Consider the following 18320-nt stretch of genomic DNA (forward strand, 5'->3'; position numbering starts at 1 on the left):
ACCGCTGGGCGAGGCGGATGAGTACAACTACGCGAAGGACCCCCGCGATGTCCGCCATTGTGGCGGATCGCGGGGGTCCCGAACAGCGGTCGGCATCGCCGGCCGGACCTGCGGTCCCAGCCGGCTGATGCTGAGGGGACGGGCCTGGCTCAGCTGACGCTGATGAGGTCCACGACGAAGATCAGGGTCTCGCCGGGCTTGATCGAGGCGCCCGCGCCACGGTCGCCGTACCCGAGGTGCGGCGGGATGACCAGCTTGCGCCGGCCGCCGACCTTCATGCCCTGGACGCCGTTGTCCCAGCCCTGGATGACCTGGCCGACGCCGAGCTGGAAGGCCAGCGGCGCGCCCCGGTTGTACGACGCGTCGAACTCTTCGCCGGTCGAGTGGGCCACGCCCACGTAGTGCACGTTCACCCGCGACCCGGCCTTGGCCTCGTCGCCGTCGCCCACGGTGATGTCGGTGATCTCGAGATCCGCCGGCGGCGGACCGTCCGGAAAGTCGATCTCTGGCTTCTCAGTCATAGCCACCAGCTAACCAGACCTCCGCTCGGATCCGCGCGCCCAGGGTCCCTTGCGGCAGGAACTTTCATCGCTTGGCAAACGTGGATGGCGCCCAGACTGGGGCGTCGTACCTGGTGGAGGAGGTACGACGCGCCCATCTGCTAGCGAGCGAGCACCTCGCGGAGTTTGGTCGCGAACTCCTCGGGTTTGCCCGGTTGGCCGTACTCGTCTCCGAGGAATCCGGCGTGGTTGCCGGGGAAGACGACTGGCTCGAGGTTTAGGCGCGCCGCCGCTGCCAGGCCGCCACGACCGGCCAACTGGTTGCCGGATTCCTCGCCGACGCCGATGACGATGCGGTCCTTGGCCTTGTCCAGGGCGTCGAAGTCGGGCTGGTACGACGTACAGCCGCGGATGTTCTGACCGAGGAGGGCGTCATCGCGGGTGCCGTCGTCCTCGGTGGGGAGGCCGAACATGGCGGGATCGGGGGCCGGCTGCTGGGTGTAGTCGGCCGGGATCTCGCCGTCGTAGCTCACGATCGCGATGAACTTCGCCATCCCGGCGCCCATGCCGTCGCGCTGATACGTCTGATAGATGTCTTCGCAGGCTGCCAGCGCTGCCTCGCTGTCCGGCACGACGCCGGCCAGCGGCGGCTCGTGCGCGACGAGGGTGTGGAGCAAGTCGGGTCGCTTGGCGGCCAGGGCCAGCGAGTTCACCGCGCCGCCGCTGCTGGCGAACATGTCGACCGGGCCGACGTCGAGCGACTCGATCAGCGCGATGAGGTCGGCGGCGTGGTCGTCCGGTGTCAGCTCGCCGGCACCGTCGCTGCGGACGCTCCGCTCCACCCCGCGCGGGTCGTAGGTGACGACTGTCCGATCGGCGAAGTGTGACGCCAGGGTCGGGAATCCACTCGCACCCATCGGTGAACCGATCACCAGCAGCACCGGCTGGTCGCGATCGGCGAGATCACCACGGACGTCGTACGTCAGGGTGGCTCCGGGGACGTCGAGCGTGCGGGTGACAGGGTCCGGCATGACAGCTCCTCTGGTCCGGCCCATCCCCACCGGTTGGGCTCGTGAGGTGAGCCTAGACCGGGTTCAGGTGACCGGAACAGGTACGCAGAGTGCACCCATCCGGCACTAATCTCGCACTCTGTGCTGAAGAAACTCGCTGTCGTGACCGCCGCTGTCCTCGTGGCCGCCGTCGTACACCCGGGGAGTTCCGACGCGAGCACGACGGCTGAGAACTATGGGCAGTACTCGCTGATGTTCGAGAAGTCGGCCGGGCAGTACTGGGCCGGTCAGGCCGCGGCGGGCCAGTGGGCGTGGACGCCGCTGAGCGCCACCGAGTCGGACATCTCCTGGGGCGACCCGAAGGCCTGGCCGCCGAAGTCCGCCGAGCACTTCATCCACGACGGCGAGTGGGTCCTCCTCGACGGCTACAACGACGGCGCCGGCCGCCCGCTCACCCAGATCCAGCGCGTCACCTCCGAGGAGATCGGCGACGCCGCCTGCAACAACCTGCAGCCGATCCCGTCAGCTGGAGGCCGCCAGCACTACGTGAAGTGGACCATCCCCGCCGCGGGCTACTGCCTGGACGCGTCGGGCACGATCAAGCCGCCGAACGGCTCCACAACAGTCAACTTCCGCCACCTCCAGAAGTGGCTCCCGCCGCACCCCTGCTCCAACCCGTACTTCACCGGCCAGACCTGCATCACCCAGTTCGAGCAGTGGTGGGACGACAACAACCACGACTACTCCCTCCAGCTCTCCCGCACCCTGGAGATCGCCCGCGGCAAAGGCATGGCCTTCACCAACCGCACCACAGTCCCCGTCCCCTGGAACGCCGACGCCCGCTACTACTGGCACTACTAGGTCCGCCCTTGGCGCAACCGAACGAACCGCTCGCGCAGGCAGAAGACCGGCTCTCTCCCTCCACAGAGCCGGTCTTCTTGTCTGCGGTCAGCTCGACAACTTGCCTTCGAAGTGACTGCCCTCGTAGTCCCAGCCAGGAGCCACCTCGAGCTGCAGCGTCGAGGACACGTTCGCCTTTGGGATCGCGAATCCGTATCGGGCTGTCTTCTTCTTGCCGGGCAGGATCGATCCCTCGAACCCACCGCCCAGGTTCTGGTCCGTGTCGAAGACCGATTCGGCTTGATCCCCGTTCGGTCCGCTCGCGAGCTTCACGTCGACGAGGCCCGTGTCGAAGGTGTTCGTGGAGCCGTTCTGAAGCGTGACCGTGGCGATGACTCCGACGTCACCGGGCTTGCCGCCGGCGGCGTACTGACTGATCCGGAACCGCTTCAGGCTGGTGACCTGCACCTTCATCCCGTCGCTGTATTCGAACCACTGCGTCGCCCCGACCTTCGCGACGCGATCCTCGTCCGTCGGGGTAGCCGTCGGCTCCTCGCTCGCCGGAGGATCGGCCGGCGACGCGGACGTCTGGGACTCCGACGGTAGCGAAGCTGTGGTGGACGCCTCGGCCTTGGTCGCCGTGCTCTCCTTCGTCGCTTCGTCGAGCCCGTTCGCCAGTACGGCGGCACAACCGCCCGCCAACACGACAAAGGTCATCGTCACCACGATCACGGTGTTGCGCAGTGTGTGCCGCTTCTTGACCGGCTGTTGCGGCGGACCGGGCTGGTACTGCGAGCCTTGCTGGTACTGAGACATTCTTGTCCCCCCAATTTGTTGGATTGTTGAGTGCCGAAAGCGGAGTAGCTGATGAGCGGACTCCAGGTGAGCCTCCGCACGCTCAGGCGGCGCCTGCTCGCTGTTCCGGGATCATCTGGGCGCGGCGGCGAGGTCTGCTCGTATGGCTGCGAGGTCCGCAACCTTCGAGTACAGGTGTCGCAGTTCAGAGATCGTCGGAGAGAGCTCATACGCGTGCTGGTGACAGGCCCGGCTCAGGGCGTTCCACGCATACTCCGCCGTCCGGTTGAACCCCGTCTGGTCAAGCGCATGCAGGACCGCGAGCCTCGATCGCATCCGGACCGGGAACGGCATCGGTGCGATGAGCTGTTCGCAATAGGCCTCGATCTCGGCCTCTAGCGCCTGCCTGATGAGGAAGGCGGCGATCCTGATCCACCCAGGTACCACCGCCTGCTCGCCGTCCAAGATCGCTTGGGCGTACTCGAGTTCGCCGGTCACTTCCGCTGCCTCAGGATGTCGTCGACCGTCTGGCGAAGGTCATCGACTGCACCGTCGGCAGAACCAGTCAGCCCTTCGTGCACACCCTTGCGGCAGATCCCCAGGGTCCGGCTGCGGTGAGCGGCTCTCTGCCAATTGGTCAGGCTGAAGGACTTCGCGCCGAACATGGCGAGCGCGACTTTGCCGCTCGTCGTCGACGCCGACTCCCACGCGGCCTCGACCTTGTCTCTAGGCGTGCCCTTGCTGAGCTGTTTGGCGAAGTGCACCTCGTGGGCGGCAGCCTCGACGGCCAGCCGTACGTACCCCGGGACTGCCTTGCTGATCACCGCGGACGGAACATTCTCGTCGGCCAGCAGTTCGGCCACGTCCTTGATGTAACGCTGAGCCGGCGACTGGCAAGGCACAACCTGGACCTTGGAATCGACGCCTCGCTCGACCTGGACGATCCTGGCCTTCGGCGCTGTACGGCGTACCGACTCGGTCAGTCGATCATCGTGCGAGAACACGATCACCTGGCGATCCTTCGCGTACTCGACCAGAACCTCGGTCAGACCGTCGACCTTCTCCGGATCCATCGCCTGAACCGGGTCGTCCAGCACGACGAACCGCAGGGGACTCGCCGACATGGTTGCCCGCGGCAAGAACAATGCCATCGCGATGGCATTGAGTTCTCCCTGGCTCATCACCGGCAATCCCTCGGCCGGCTCGCCGTCGACACGGGCCGCAAGGTTCACCGTGCCGCGGCTTCGTTGTCCCGACAGGGTGATCGCGTCGAGATCGATGTTGCTCTCCCTGCGGAGATGACTCCAGATCCACTTGGCCTTCTCGGCCAGTGGTTCGAGCCGCTGGTTCCGCAGCTTCTCGGCGTTGACCTTGAGCCAGGTCTGCGACGCCCTGGCGTCCCGCAGGTCCTGGTCGCTCGCCTCGGCGGCGCGCCGAAGCTTGACCCACTCCGACACGTCCACGGCAACTTCGCGCCAGCTGTCGTCCCTCTGGCTTAGCTTCGCTGCGGCTTCATCCCGGAGGCGGGTCAGGACGTCTACGACCGGCCCGATGTTGGTCGCGAGGTGTCGAGACAGTTCCGCGCCCGACGCGGGCGCATCCCGCCAGGCTTTCAGCGCAGCGTTCGCCTCGCCGAGCGTTGCCAGCTTCAGTTCGTCGTCAGCCGCAGGTAGCGCAGGTACGTCGATCAGCCCGCGAGCCGCTGTTCGCCGTGCAGCGAGGTCATCGCGAGCGGAACGAAGAACGGCGACAGACGCGCGGTCCGCGGCCAGATCGGCCTGCGCACGCCGGTGCCACTCGTCGTCCAGCACGTTGCCGCTGCAGACCGGGCAGGTCTGATCTCCGTGCTGGCTGTGAAACTGCAAGGCCATTTCGATCAGCCGGCTGCGGGTGTCCGCGCGAGTAGAGGCGTCGCTTGCGAGCTCCGCCAACTGCTGCACGGCCTTCAGCAGTTCGTCGGCCGCGGACTCGACCGCCTGCCGATCGGGCACTGTCATCTCGCTGAGCGCACGAAGGTGCTCGCCGACCCCATCAGCCGTCACGGAGCTGAGCGCCGTGCTCATCACCAGAGTCAGATCGGGCTTCTGCTTGCCAAGCTGGATGGTGACCGTCCGCGCCCGGACGTCGTCGACGTTCTCCAGCCTGCCCTTGAGCGCGCTCTTGGCTGCGCTTGCGTCGTCCGAGGCGGCCTTCAAGTGCTTGACCTGGTTGGTGAGCCGATTGATACCGTCGGCGATCTGGTCGAGACCGAGAATGCTCTCCAGCGACCGGTACAAGTCGGTCTGTGTTCCCTCGAGGCGCTGACTGAGTTCGTCGTAGGAGAGGATCGGACGGTACAGCTCGAGGGCCTCTCCCCAGCCGAGTGCACCAACGCCGGTCGTCCGGGGCTTGCCGTGCCGCTGAGTCCAGACGCAGCCGTCGTTGAGACCACCGTCCGCGGCCCAGTCGACTCCGATCTCAGTGGGGCCGTGCCCTTCCTCGGCAAGTGCGATCCGGATGCGTGTGCTCTGCACCTGGTGCAAGTTGCGCCACGCGTTCGTCCAGAACGGCTTCTTGCCCTTCCAGCGGTAGCTTTCGCCTGTCAGCGCGAACTCCAGAGCTTCGGAGAAGCTCGACTTCCCGGAACCGTTCCGTCCGGCCACGACAGTCAGGCCTGGGCCGGGGTGCAGGTCGAGGCAGGCCTCCGCGCCGATCCCGCGAAAGCCTGACACGGTGATTGATGTCAGGAACGCCCCGACCGGCTCTACCTCCGTACTGGCCGCGTTTGCCGACTTGTCCGTGGTGCTCGACTCGCCGGCAGCGCCGAGCTCATCCGCGAGAGCCTCGTCGCTCTCCATCGCGGCGAGAACCAGCATCTTCTGACGCTCGGTCAGCGTCAGGTCCTGATCGGCCAGGACCACGACGGTGTCGACGACCGACTCGTCTCCCGGCCCAGGCTGCTGATCGTCGGCCTTGTCGTCTGTCATTGCACAACCCCCTGGTCTTCGTGAACGACATCATCACAACATTGTCTGTGAACCATGTCAACATACAATCAGATTTGGCATGTGTACACGGAGCTCGTTCTCGGTTAGTGTCGGTACACGGAAACGGGACCAGGAGGTGACGATGGATCGACCGGACGCCGAGAGTGCTGAGGGCGCCACAGGCACTGTGTCTTCGGTTGGCATTGCGCGTCTCGCCGGCGTTGGCCGGGCCGCAGTGAGCAACTGGCGTCGGCGATACGCCGACTTCCCTGAGCCCGTCGGGGGAACGCCGACGAGCCCGTCGTTCGATCTCGCCGCGGTTGAGCAGTGGCTGACGGCGCAGGGAAAGCTGCCGGAGGTGAGCGGTCCCGACCGCGCATGGCGGGAGATCGCGGCCGCGTCCGATGGGCCCGACCTTGGTGGAGCTCTCTGGCTCGCGGGCTTGATGCTGTTCCATCGATCGGTTGGGAGTGATGCAACGAGTTCTGTCCCGGCACCGAGTTCGCTCGCTGCATCGGTCGGCAGGGTCAACCGGGCTGCCGAAGAACTGTTCCGTTCGGAGTTGCCCGATAGCTGGCTGCCTCGGCACTTGACCGTGCTTTCTGCCGCTGCGGGAGTGGCCGGCGACCCAGTTGAGACCTTCGAGCGCTTCTACGCCCTGTATCTCAGAGCGAGGGGCGCGGCCTCTGACTATGTAACGCCGGTACGCGTTGCGCGGCTGATACTGTCCTTGACCGACATCGCCACTGGCGCCTCGAGCCCGTGCCGTTCAGTCGCAGACGTCATGGACCTCGCCTGTGGGACGGGATCGCTGCTGGTGGAGGCAGTTCGTGGCGGTGGCGGCGTACGAGTCTTCGGCCAGGATCTCGATCCAACGGCAGCATGCATCGCACAAGTCCGCCTCATGCTCACATCGAAGGAGCAGTCCGCGGTCATTCGGGTCGGGGATTCGCTGCGGGCGGACGCGTTCCCGGGGGAGCGTGTCGACCTCGTCGTCTCGAATCCACCATTCGGCCTGCACGACTGGGCCGACGATCAGCTGGCCTTCGATCCGCGCTGGGAGTACGGCGGTCTTCCGCCGCGGACTGAACCCGAATTGGCGTGGGTGCAGGATGCGCTGGCTCATCTGCGCCCTGGCGGTCAGGCCGTTCTGCTGATGCCGCCAGTGGCCGCGTGGCGGTCCGCCGGCCGAAGGATTCGCGGGGAGTTGCTGCGCCGCGGCGTTGTGCGGGCGGTTGTCGCCCTGCCGTCAGGCCTTCTTCCCGCGACCTCGGTTGGGTTGCACCTCTGGGTGCTGCGGCGACCGGCGGATGGTCAGGTTGCCGATCGTGTCCTGATGGTCGATGCCTCCCGCATCGAGCAGGCGACAGCGGAGGCTGTGATCGAGCTTGCTGTGCCGGCCTGGCGATCGTACGAGCGTGAACCCGCGTCGGTCGACGAGCAGGCCGGACTCGTGAAGCTTGTCCCGGTGATCGACATGCTGGACGAGGAGGTCGACCTCACGCCTGCTCGACACCTAGCAGTTTCCGATGACGAACGGCGTGATCCGACCGAGTTGTTGGCCTCGGGCGAACAGGTGCTTAAGCAGCTGCGCGAAGTCGCGGCGAGCCTGCCGACACTCTTGCCTGTGGAACAGCCTGCAATGTCGGAGGTCCGTGCTCTCTCACTGGATGAGCTCGTGCGCATCAGCGCCGTTGGAATCTTCCGTGGGCATTCCCGCCTCAGCGTTGATGCCGAAGATGTATCTGAGCCTGGCGTCACGGGTGGAGATGTTGTTCGGGGCGGCGGGCCAAGCGGTCGGGCACCGGGGACCGCCGTACGGATCGAGGCCGGCGACGTTCTCGTGCCGGCGGTTGGGTCGTCCGTCGTCGCGCGGGTGGCGACCGCGGAGCAGATCGGCGTACGGCTTGGTCAGAATGTCAGCCTCATCCGAGCCGATCCGGCGAGGGTCGACCCGTGGTTCCTCGCGGGGATGGTGACCGCGCCGACCAATCGCCGGGAGGCGACGCGCCAGGCTTCCGGCACCCGCGACATCGTGCGGGTGAACCTCAAGCGGCTCCAGGTGCCGTTGTTGCCGATGGACGAGCAACGACGGTACGGCGAAGCCTTCAGACGACTAGTGGAGTTCGACGCGATGCTGGACAAGGCGGCTGACGAGACTCACCGACTGGTGAAGGAGCTTTCGGCGGCGCTCACCCGCGGGAGCCTTGTGCCGGAGAGCAGTGCATGAGATGACAATGTGTAGTCGCCGGAGGTTCCGCTGTAACGGTGCGGAGCGTGCGAGCGATCGAGCTGATGAGACGAAAGACCGGGGAGAGGGAATCTGTTGAGCGACACTACGCCGAAGAATCTGGCGAATTTCATCTGGCAGGTCGCAGACCTGCTGCGGGGGGACTACAAACGTTCGGACTACGGCAAGGTCATCCTTCCGTTCACCGTCCTCCGCCGACTCGAATGCGTCCTGGAACCGACGCGTGATGCAGTACTGAAGGAGGCCGAGAAGTGGGCCGATCGCAATGTTGACCTTGCTCGGTTCCTGACCAGGCAGTCAGGTCAGAGTTTCTACAACCTCACAAAGCTGACGCTGACCTCAGTCGCGAACGCGCCCGACGACTCGGTCGCCAACCTGAATGCTTACGTCAACGGGTTCTCGCCGAACGCACAGGCAGTCTTCGAGAAGTTCCGATTCGCCGAGCAAGTCGCCTACCTTGCCGAGGCCGGTCTTCTTCATCTCGTCGTTGCTCGCTTCGCGGACGTCGATCTCCATCCGAACCGCGTGTCGAACCACGAGATGGGTTATGCGTTCGAGGAACTGATCCGGAAGTTCGCGGAGGCATCGAACGAGACCGCCGGTGAGCACTTCACGCCCCGCGAGGTCATCAAGCTGATGGCCGGCCTCCTCATCGCTCCCGACCTCGCTGACCTGCAGGTTCCGGGCATGAGTCGCAAGGTGTACGACCCGGCGTGCGGGACCGGCGGCATGCTGACCGCGGCGGAGGAGTTCATCCTCTCGCACAACACGCAGGGACAGGTCTTCTCGTTCGGCCAGGAGCTCAACCCGGAGTCCTGGGCGATCTGCCGTTCCGACCTGATGATCAAGAACCAGGACCCGGACAACGTCAAGCTCGGCAACTCGTTCACGAACGACTTGTTGCCGCACGAGAAGTTCGACTACATGCTGTCCAACCCGCCCTTCGGTGTGGAGTGGAAGAAGGCCCAGGCCGAAATCGTTGACGAGGCCAACGACCGCGGCATGCTAGGTCGCTTCGGTGCCGGTCTCCCGCGCATCAACGACGGCTCCCTGCTGTTCCTCCAGCACATGATCTCGAAGATGCGCCCGGTCGGCGAAGGTGGCAGTCGGCTCGCGATCGTCTTCAACGGATCACCGCTCTTCACCGGCGCGGCAGAGTCCGGCGAGTCAAAGATCCGCCAATGGATCCTCGAGAACGATTGGCTTGAGGCGATCGTCGCACTGCCGGACCAGCTCTTCTACAACACGGGCATCTCGACCTACTTCTGGATCCTCACGAACCGCAAAGCACCCGCCCACCGCGGCAAGGTCGTGCTGCTCGACGCCCGCGAGTACTGGGCCAAGATGAGGAAGTCGCTCGGCGACAAGCGCAAGTACATCACCGACCAGCAGATCGAGGAGATCCACCGCCTGTATGCCGACGCGCTCTCGGTAGCCGACAACCCGGACCACGAACTGCACGGGAAAGTGAAGGTCTTCCGCAACGAAGACTTCGGCTACCACCGCATTACCGTCGAGCGCCCACTCAAGCTCCGCTTCGAGGTCACCGACGAGGCACTCACCGATCTTGAGCTCAACCTCAAGTCGGGCAAGACAACCGCGAAATACGAGGACCGCGACGCACTGCTCGCGGCGCTGAAGAGCATGGTAGGCAAGGAACCGTCGTTCAATAGGACCGAGTTCGCCGCCTCGCTCCGATCCGCCCTGTCCGACCTGAACAAACTGCCGGCGCCTGTCGACAAGGCGGTATGGAACGCAGTGTCGGTCCGTGACTCAGAAGGCCAGGTCCAACTCAAGAAGGGCCAGCCCGAACCAGATCCAGAATTTCGCGACTTCGAGAACATACCGCTTGAAGAGGACATCGACGCCTACCTTGAACGCGAAGTCCTCCCACACGTCCCCGACGCCTGGATCGATCACACCAAGACCAAGATCGGCTACGAAATCCCGTTCACCCGCCATTTCTACGTCTACACCCCACCTCGCCCCCTCGCCGAAATCGACGCCGAACTCCGCGAACTCGAATTCGAGATCCAAAAGCTCCTCAGCGAGTCCATCTCATGACGTGGTCTACAGTTCCGCTTCGGAGAGTGGTCGACTGTCTAGACGGACGCCGAATCCCACTAAATGCCGAGCAAAGAGCAAGCCTTCACGGCGAGGTGCCGTATTGGGGCGCAAACGGCGTCTTGGATCGAGTTTATGGCAGTCTGTTCAACGAACCGCTCGTTTTGTTAGGTGAAGATGGGGCGCCTTTCTTTGAGGTGGGAAAATCCGTGGCGTTCTACGTCGAGGGTCCCATATGGCCAAACAACCATATTCACGTGCTTCGTCCACGAGCAATCGAGCCCAGGTTTCTAGCGTACTGTCTGAACTCGGTCGATTATGGTTCCTACATTACCGGATCGACTCGGGACAAGCTCACTCAAGAAGATCTCCTCCGTATCGTGATCCCATATCCAACATGGCCGGAGCAGCGGCGCATCGCAGACTTCCTTGATGCCGAGATTCGTCGGATCTGTCGGATCGTTGAGCTACGTCAAACGCAGGATGCCCTGACGCAGGATCGACTCCAAGCGATTCGGGATGGCCGGGTAGCGGCACTGTACGAGAAGTACGGATCGGTTCCGCTCAGACGGTTGATGCGGTCGATCGAACAGGGCTCCAGTCCGCAATGCGACGCGGTTCCTGCGGCAGACGAGGAGTGGGGAGTTCTCAAGTTGAGTTCAGTCAAGAGCGGGAGATTCATCCCCGGTGAGAACAAGCGACTGCCAGAGGGCGAGTTGGGGCAGACGGCATCGTCAAATGTCGTCCATGTCGGTGACGTCCTTGTCACGCGCGCAAATACGCCAGCGCTCGTTGGGGATGTTGCGGTCGTCGACGTCGGCGGCCGATTCCTGCTGCCTGATCTAATTTATCGCGTCAACCTCGGTGCTGACGCGGATGCGCGATACATTGCTCAAGTCGCACTTTGTACGCGAGTTCGAAGCTTGGTCTCGGCGCAGGCGCGGGGATCATCGCAGTCGATGGTCAAGCTCCGCGGGGAGGACATCCGAGAGTGGCCGATCCCGCCGGCCCCGATCGCTGAGCAATTGTCATTCATGGATCAAATCGAGCAGGCGGGCTCGCGCGTTGCAGCCCTGCGGAGCGCCCTTGCACGCCAGATTTCAGTTCTTACTGAACGGCGGCAGGCGCTGATCACGGCGGCGGTTACCGGGCAGATGGACGTGACGACGGCTAGGGGAGTTGGGGTGTCGTGAGTCGGGGGCATTCGGAGCTGGCGTTTGAGGAGGCTGTGGAGGGGGCGCTCCTTGCGGCAGGCTGGGTGAAGGGACGTGGTGACACGTATGACCCGGAGTTGGGGTTGGATCCTGGGCAGTTGATGCCGTTTGTGCAGGCGGTGCAGCCGGAGGCCTGGGAGAAGCTCGTTCAGTTTGCAGGCGGGAAGCTTGATGTTGCTGAGCGCGACTTCGCCAAGGTTGTTGCGAAGGAGGTCGATCAGCGCGGTGTGCTTGATGTTCTGCGGAACGGGATCAAGGATCGTGGCGTTCGCGTCCGGCTTGCATACTTTCGGCCGGCGCACACCGTTGCTGACGATGCGCTTGCGGAGTACCAGCAGAACCGGCTGTCGGTTACTCGCCAGCTGCAGTACAGCGCTGACTCGACCAAGGCGCTCGACCTCGCGCTGTTCGTGAATGGCATTCCGGTGGCTACGGCGGAGCTCAAGAACCCGCTGACTGGCCAGACTGTCGAGGATGCGAAGGAGCAGTACCGGGGCGACCGTGACCCCAAGGAGTTGCTGTTCGGGCGGCGTGCGCTGGTGCACTTTGCGGTCGATCCGGAGTTGGTGTTCGTCACGACTCGGCTGCGGGGCAAGGACACTGTCTTCCTGCCGTTCAATCAGGGGACAGGCGGTCCTGGGAACGTCGGCGGCGCGGGGAACCCGGTCGTTGCTGACGACGGCTCCGGCTACAGGACCGCTTACCTCTGGGAAGAGACGTGGCAGTTCGACAACTGGCTCGACCTGCTGAAGCGGTTTCTTCACGTGGAAGACCCGAAGACCTCCATTGCACGCGGTCGAGCGATTGGTCGGAGTAGCGTCCACGGCCGGTCGCTGATCTTCCCGCGCTACCACCAATGGCATGCCGTGCGTCGACTCACCGAGCACGCCTCTCGCCACGGCTCCGGCAACAACTACCTCGTCATGCACTCAGCCGGCTCCGGCAAGTCGAACACGATCGGCTGGCTGGCGCATCGGCTGTCGACGCTGCATGGGTCCGCCGAGGTGGGTGCTCTGGATGATGACGCCGTACGCGGTAGACGCATCGCGGCGAACGAGCCAGTGTTTCACAAAGTTGTCGTGATTACCGACCGCTCGGTGCTGGACAAGCAGTTGCAGGACACCATCTACCAGTTCGACCACACGCCGGGTGTTGTGGAGCGCATCACCGGCATCGGTGGATCGAAGTCGCGCGAGGTCGCCGACGCTCTGGCCAACACGGCTACGAAGATCATTATCGTCACCGTGCAGACCTTCCCTTATGTCCTCGAGGGCGTCTCCAGCCTGGCCGATAAGCGCATCGCGGTGATTGTCGACGAGGCTCACTCGGGTCAGTCCGGTGACTCGGTGACTAAGCTGAAGAAGGTGCTGCGGGGTCTCGGCGCTGAGGAGTCTGGCGATGATGAGGACCCGCTGACCTCGTCGGCGATGGCTCGCGGTCGTCATCCGAACTTGTCGTACTTCGCGTTCACCGCGACGCCGAAGAGCAAGACACTGCAGCTGTTCGGGATCGATGATGCCGTCGGCAACAAACGCGCCTTTCACATCTACTCGATGCGGCAGGCGATCGAGGAAGGCTTCATCCTCGACGTGCTCCGGAACTACACGACGTACCAGACCTACTGGAAGATCGCGAAGGATGGCGCCGAGGACATCGAGGTGAACCCGGAAAAGGCCGGCAGCGAGTTGGCCCGTCTTGTGTACCTCGATCCCGCCACGATGCTGGCACATGCCGAGGTGATCCTGCGGCATTTCCAGGCGAACGCTCGTCGCCAGATGGGTAGTCGGGCCAAGGCGATGGTCGTGACGCGCTCGCGGGAAAGCGCGGTGCGGATGTACCAGGCGCTGCGCCAGAAGATCGACGACCTCAGCACTTCTGACCCCGGTGTACTCGTTGCGTTCTCCGGGAACCTGACTGTTGACGGCGTCGAGTACACCGAGCCCGGGATCAACGGCTTGTCCGAAAGCGAGTTGCCAGACGCATTCGCCTATACCCGTGCGGACGATCCGAACGCCAGAGCGCGGACTGGTGACAAGGGCGGTGCCCCGGCACGCACCGAGTACCGGATCCTTGTTGTCGCCGACAAGTATCAGACCGGGTTCGATCAGCCGCTCCTGACAACGATGTACGTCGAGAAGCCGCTGGCCGGAGTTGCCGCCGTACAGACGTTGTCGCGACTGAACCGCACCCATCTGCTCAAGAGCCAAGAGGATCTGTTCGTCCTGGACTTCGCCAACGAGGCTGACGACATCCAGAAGGCGTTCAAGCCGTACTACGAGGAGGCCGTCACCACGCCGGTCGATCCGAACCTGCTGTACCAGAAGCAGCGGGCCGTCATGGATCACCAACTTATCCTCGAGTCGGAGTTGGAGTCCTTCGCTGAGGCATACCTCGAGTCCCAGCCCGGCTCGGTGGTCGAGGACGGGGGCCGCAACTGGGAACGTAAACATGCCGGCTTGTATCGACACATCGATCCGGCAGCCGAGCGTTTCGAACGGCTGACCTCGGACGATCGCGAAGCGGCGGAGCTCTTCCGGAGCGATTTGTCCGACTACGTTCGCAAGTACGGGTTCTTGGCTCAGGTCATGCAGTTCACCGACGCCGATCTCGAACGGCTGTACTTGTACGGCAAGCACTTGCTCAATCGCCTGCCCTCACGCCGTAGCCCGGGCCTCGACATCGGCGACATCGATCTCACGCACCTGCGTGTGAGCAAGACAGGGCAGCACGACGTCGGTCTCGAACCCGAGGGTGAGCAATTGTTGCCGGGGTTCGACGAAGGTGGCGCCGGCATCATGCGAGACCCCAAGACGGCGCTGTTGTCCGAGCTCATCGAAGACTTCAACAACCGTTACGGCCTTGGTTTGAGCGACGCCGACAAACTCATGTATGAGGAGCGCGTCACCGCGGCGATCGAGGATCCCGACCTTCAGCAGGCTGCGCTTGCGAGCCGCAACGAGGGCGACTTCGAGATGCCATTCAACAAACGCTTCCAGGACATCATGGTCGAGCGCGCCGAGGCGGATACCAAGTTCACAGAGAAGTACTTCTCCGACAGCGAGTTCCAGAGCCGTCTCACCCGGGAGGCCCGCAAGGCGGCGTACCGGATGATCCGTCGGCGGCACAATCTGCCGGAAAGCAGCTGAATTGCCGCGCGTGGACGCGCAGCGTAGTCGGCGTCAGACTGTTCAGTGATACCTGGGGAGGAGATGGCGTGCCTGAGCAGTCGAGGGTCATCGCCGGTCGTTATGAGCTAACAGCGCCGATCAAGCGCGGGGGGATGGGGGAGGTCTGGCGGGGGTACGACACGGTGCTTGATCGCGATATCGCGGTCAAGCTGATCCGGCCTCAGATCGTCGCGTCCGATGAGGACCGCGAGGAGCTGGTGGGGCGGTTCCGGCGCGAGGCTCGCGTTACGGCCAAGGTCGAGCATCCTGGCGTGCCTGCTGTGTACGACGCAGCGTTTGACGGCACCACCGATCAGCTGTTCATCGTCATGCAGTTGGTGCATGGTGTGTCCGTCTCCGACGTGCTCGCGGAACAAGGAGCGGTTTCCGCGGCCTGGGCTGCCTCGATCGGCGCCCAGATCTGCTCGGTCCTGAGCTATGCCCACGCGGTGCCGATCGTGCATCGGGACCTGAAGCCTGGCAACGTCATGATCGCGCGCGGTGGAGTCGTGAAGGTGCTGGATTTCGGCATCGCCGCACTGCTGCGCAATGACGTCACCAAACTCACCTCGACCGGGCGCGTGGTAGGTACGAAGCCGTACATGTCTCCAGAGCAGATCCGGAACTTGCCGGTCACGCCGCAGACCGACCTGTACGCGCTCGGTTGCCTCCTCCACGAGATGCTGAGTGGACAGCGGGCTTTCGACGCCGAGGACGAGATCGCCTTGATGTACCAACATCTCGAAGAGCAACCGAGGCCGCTGCGTGAGCTGGACCCCAGGATCCCCGGCGAGCTTGAGCAACTGGTATTCGATCTCCTTGCCAAGCATCCTGCCGATCGGCCGGAGAACGCGTGGGTCGTGTATGACAGGCTTTCTCCGCTGCTACCTGCGATCGACAGGACATCGCCGGACGGCGAGCAACCCGACGGCGTCATCCCGGACCCGACGCGACCCTACCGACGCCCGGCGGCACCACGACCGCGACCCGCCGACCGGCCGGAAGCGCCGGTGCCGGCGTCGTCAGTTCACAGGGTTGACAATGCCCAGATCGAAGAGGCATTGGCCGCGGCGGAGTCACTGATCGACGAGGAGCGCTTCACGCAGGCGTCCGACCTGCTGAGCGAGCTACTGCCGGGCGCATCGTCGACGTTCGGGGCCGAGAGCGCGGCCGTTGTGGACCTCAGAGTCAGAGTAGCCGCGGCGTTGTTCCTGGGTGGCGACTACCGCAGGGCTGCACCAGAGTTCGACGCACTGGCCGTCAGCGTAGCTAAGCTCGACGGCCCTGACAGCGAGGAAGTGTTGGACTATCGCCGACAAGCGGTGGTGTGTCGCATCGCGCTTGGCGAATCAGCTCGCGCATTGGCTGAGCTCGAATCGATCTTGAGCGCCTACGAGCGTGTTCGTTCGGACGGGCGTGAGTATCTCGAACTGAGGCTGAGCCTCGCTCGCCTTCGGCTGGGGGTCGGGCAGGATCAGCTCGCGCATCAGGAATTGCGCGAACTGTCCCGGGACGCCCGCGATCGGCTGGGGGGCACCGACGAGCTGACGCTCGAGATCGCGGCCTTGCTGGCACGCTTGCAGAACGAGTCCGATGACTGAGCCCGAAGCAGCCACGGAGCTCGAATCCACCACCCTCGACTGCGACGAGCACGTTCCCTGTCCAACATTCAGGAGCCGACGATGGATAGCGAAATTCAGCTGATCAGTGACGACGAGGGATTGGCGGTCATCGGAGATCCGACCGCTGTCGAACGCTTCCTCGTCTCCGAGGGACTGCCATCGACGGATCTCGGACTGCAACGGCTCGGATCTGTGCTCAGTGCAGGCGCTGCAACCGCACAGGCAGGTTCCGAGATCGCGGCCAACTCTGGTCGCTGGGTGAAGCTGACCAAGGAGTCCGCGCAGCTTGTCCAGAAGCACGGGCTGAGAAAGAACCCGAAATCGGGGCTCAGTACCGGCGCACTGAAGGGGAGCCACGGCCAGATCAAAGGATTCGCCGAATTCGCGAAGGGCCCCGGAGCACTTCTGACCAACCCAGCGGTTCTGGCTGGTGCCGCTGGGATCATGGCGCAGCTTGCAATGCAGCAGGCCATGAACGAGATCACCGACTATCTGGCCACGATCGACGAGAAGGTCGACGACGTGCTGCGCGCGCACAAGGACGCTGTACTGGCGGACATGATCGGCGTGGACTTCGTGATCGAGGAGGCCATGACGATCCGAGAGCAGGTGGGACGCGTCTCCGAGGTCACGTGGTCGAAGGTGCAGGCAACCACGATGACGATCGCACGGACACAGGCCTACACGTTGCGTCAGCTCGACGCACTCGCGGAGAAGACTGAGCGCGCCGCCAAGATCGGTGATCTCGCCAAGACGGTCAAGGAAGCCGAGTCCAAAGTTGAGGAATGGCTCGCCATGCTGGCCCGCTGCTTCCAACTGCAGGACGCGATCGCCGTGCTCGAACTCGACCGAATCCTGGATGCGTCCCCGGACGAACTGGATCGGCATCGCCTCGCCCTCCGCGCTGCCCGCAATAATCGGTTGGAACTCATCTCACGAAGCACCGAGCGCCTCATGGCCCGCATGGATGTGGCCGCTGGCACGGCCAACACCAAGGTGCTGTTGCACCCGACCACCGCCCGGGAGGTGGTCGATTCGAGCAACCAGGTCGCGAACACAGTCGTGGTCTTTCACGGGCGGCTTGGGATCGAGCGCGGTCGACAGTCGTTGGACGCGAGACGATGGGTGGACGCGGCCACAGAGGTGAGAGACAAGGCGCTCGATGCGGGCGCGGACGGCGTCGATGCCGCCAGGCGCCTCGGTGGCGATACCTTCGACCGGGCCAAGTCGGCGACGGGCGGACTGTCCAGCCGGATCGCCGAGCGGGCACGTCGTATCCGCAGGGACGCGGATGGCGACGAGGAAGACTGAGTGAACCATCGCCAGGTGGGCTCTTCGTTGGGCGGTTACGGGCCAGACCTGCATCATCCAGTTCGAGCAGTGGTGGGACGACAACAACCACGCCTACTCCCTCCAGTTCTCCCGCACCCCTGGATTCACCAACCGCACCACAGACCCGTCTCCTGGAACGCCGACGGTCGCAACTACTGGCACTACTAGGCGTAGTCGGACATGAGGTTGGTTGCGGTGAGATCACTGGGTCGGCTCGGTGATCCTTGGCCAGGGAGGCGCACGGATTCCTTGGTGGTGCCGGGGTGCGGACATGCCGCACTCACCAACCTGCCCGCTGGCCGGCCTCCACGCTCGAGGTGGGCGTGGCGACCTCAGCCTGTGGGTGGTTGGTGAGTGGGGCGGGTCCGCCCGGGACGCGACGATTCGGTGTGTTGCGGTCCGGCTGGTCTCGGTGTGGGTGCCTGACGCGACATTGTGCACGGAGTGGCCACGCGGGACGGCTTGGCCTCAACCGGTTGTTGCACATGATCTTTGTGTGGTGACTGGAGGTAGTGATGCCGGGTAGGCGGTTGGACGTGCGGGAGCGTCAGGTGATTGA

12 protein-coding genes are annotated in these 18320 nt (G+C 64.1%); 7 read left to right on the forward strand and 5 right to left on the reverse strand.

Going from position 1 to position 18320, the window contains the following annotated elements; translation table 11 throughout:
* Positions 1-149: 149 nt before the first annotated feature.
* Positions 150-521, reverse strand: coding sequence for an FKBP-type peptidyl-prolyl cis-trans isomerase (locus E0H73_RS35310; RefSeq protein ID WP_131363818.1), 372 nt, complete (start codon positions 519-521; stop codon positions 150-152).
* Positions 522-661: 140 nt separating this feature from the next.
* Positions 662-1531: an alpha/beta fold hydrolase gene (locus E0H73_RS35315; RefSeq protein ID WP_131363820.1), complete on the reverse strand. Its 870-nt coding sequence runs from the start codon at positions 1529-1531 to the stop codon at positions 662-664.
* 120 nt (positions 1532-1651) lie between these two features.
* Here E0H73_RS35315 and E0H73_RS35320 point away from each other — a divergent pair, with 120 nt between their 5' ends.
* Positions 1652-2371, forward strand: coding sequence for a hypothetical protein (locus E0H73_RS35320; RefSeq protein WP_131363822.1), 720 nt, complete (start codon positions 1652-1654; stop codon positions 2369-2371).
* An 87-nt stretch (positions 2372-2458) separates the two neighbouring features.
* Here the strand turns inward: E0H73_RS35320 and E0H73_RS35325 are convergent, their stop codons facing one another.
* From E0H73_RS35325 to E0H73_RS35335, 3 genes are all read right to left on the reverse strand, one after another.
* The gene (locus E0H73_RS35325) at positions 2459-3166 is read right to left on the reverse strand and encodes a DUF4352 domain-containing protein (RefSeq protein ID WP_131363824.1); all 708 of its coding nucleotides are present in this window, start codon (positions 3164-3166) and stop codon (positions 2459-2461) included.
* Between the two features lie 111 nt (positions 3167-3277).
* On the reverse strand, positions 3278-3643 hold the full coding sequence (locus tag E0H73_RS35330) for a hypothetical protein (RefSeq protein ID WP_202867710.1): 366 nt from the start codon (positions 3641-3643) through the stop codon (positions 3278-3280).
* Positions 3640-6111 (reverse strand): AAA family ATPase, encoded by a 2472-nt coding sequence (locus E0H73_RS35335; RefSeq protein ID WP_131363826.1) that lies wholly within the window; start codon positions 6109-6111, stop codon positions 3640-3642. The genes E0H73_RS35330 and E0H73_RS35335 overlap by 4 nt, the downstream gene beginning before the upstream one ends.
* On the opposite strand from E0H73_RS35335, the gene E0H73_RS35340 reads away from it, so the two are divergent.
* From E0H73_RS35340 to E0H73_RS35365, 6 genes are all read left to right on the forward strand, one after another.
* A complete protein-coding gene (locus tag E0H73_RS35340; protein WP_131363828.1) occupies positions 6098-8341 on the forward strand; it encodes an N-6 DNA methylase in 2244 nt (747 codons plus the stop codon). The genes E0H73_RS35335 and E0H73_RS35340 overlap by 14 nt on opposite strands.
* Before the next feature lie 96 nt (positions 8342-8437).
* On the forward strand, positions 8438-10426 hold the full coding sequence (locus E0H73_RS35345; protein ID WP_131363830.1) for a type I restriction-modification system subunit M: 1989 nt from the start codon (positions 8438-8440) through the stop codon (positions 10424-10426).
* The gene (locus E0H73_RS35350) at positions 10423-11619 is read left to right on the forward strand and encodes a restriction endonuclease subunit S (RefSeq protein ID WP_131363832.1); all 1197 of its coding nucleotides are present in this window, start codon (positions 10423-10425) and stop codon (positions 11617-11619) included. Before E0H73_RS35345 ends, E0H73_RS35350 begins: the two co-directional genes overlap by 4 nt.
* A gap of 65 nt (positions 11620-11684) precedes the next feature.
* A complete protein-coding gene (locus E0H73_RS35355; RefSeq protein ID WP_202867711.1) occupies positions 11685-14786 on the forward strand; it encodes a type I restriction endonuclease subunit R in 3102 nt (1033 codons plus the stop codon).
* 68 nt (positions 14787-14854) lie between these two features.
* On the forward strand, positions 14855-16408 hold the full coding sequence (locus tag E0H73_RS35360; protein WP_131363836.1) for a serine/threonine-protein kinase: 1554 nt from the start codon (positions 14855-14857) through the stop codon (positions 16406-16408).
* Between the two features lie 120 nt (positions 16409-16528).
* Positions 16529-17740 (forward strand): hypothetical protein, encoded by a 1212-nt coding sequence (locus E0H73_RS35365; protein ID WP_202867712.1) that lies wholly within the window; start codon positions 16529-16531, stop codon positions 17738-17740.
* The last annotated feature ends 580 nt before the right edge of the window (positions 17741-18320 follow it).

This window comes from Kribbella pittospori (assembly GCF_004331465.1).
Classification (GTDB): Bacteria; Actinomycetota; Actinomycetes; order Propionibacteriales; family Kribbellaceae; genus Kribbella; species Kribbella pittospori.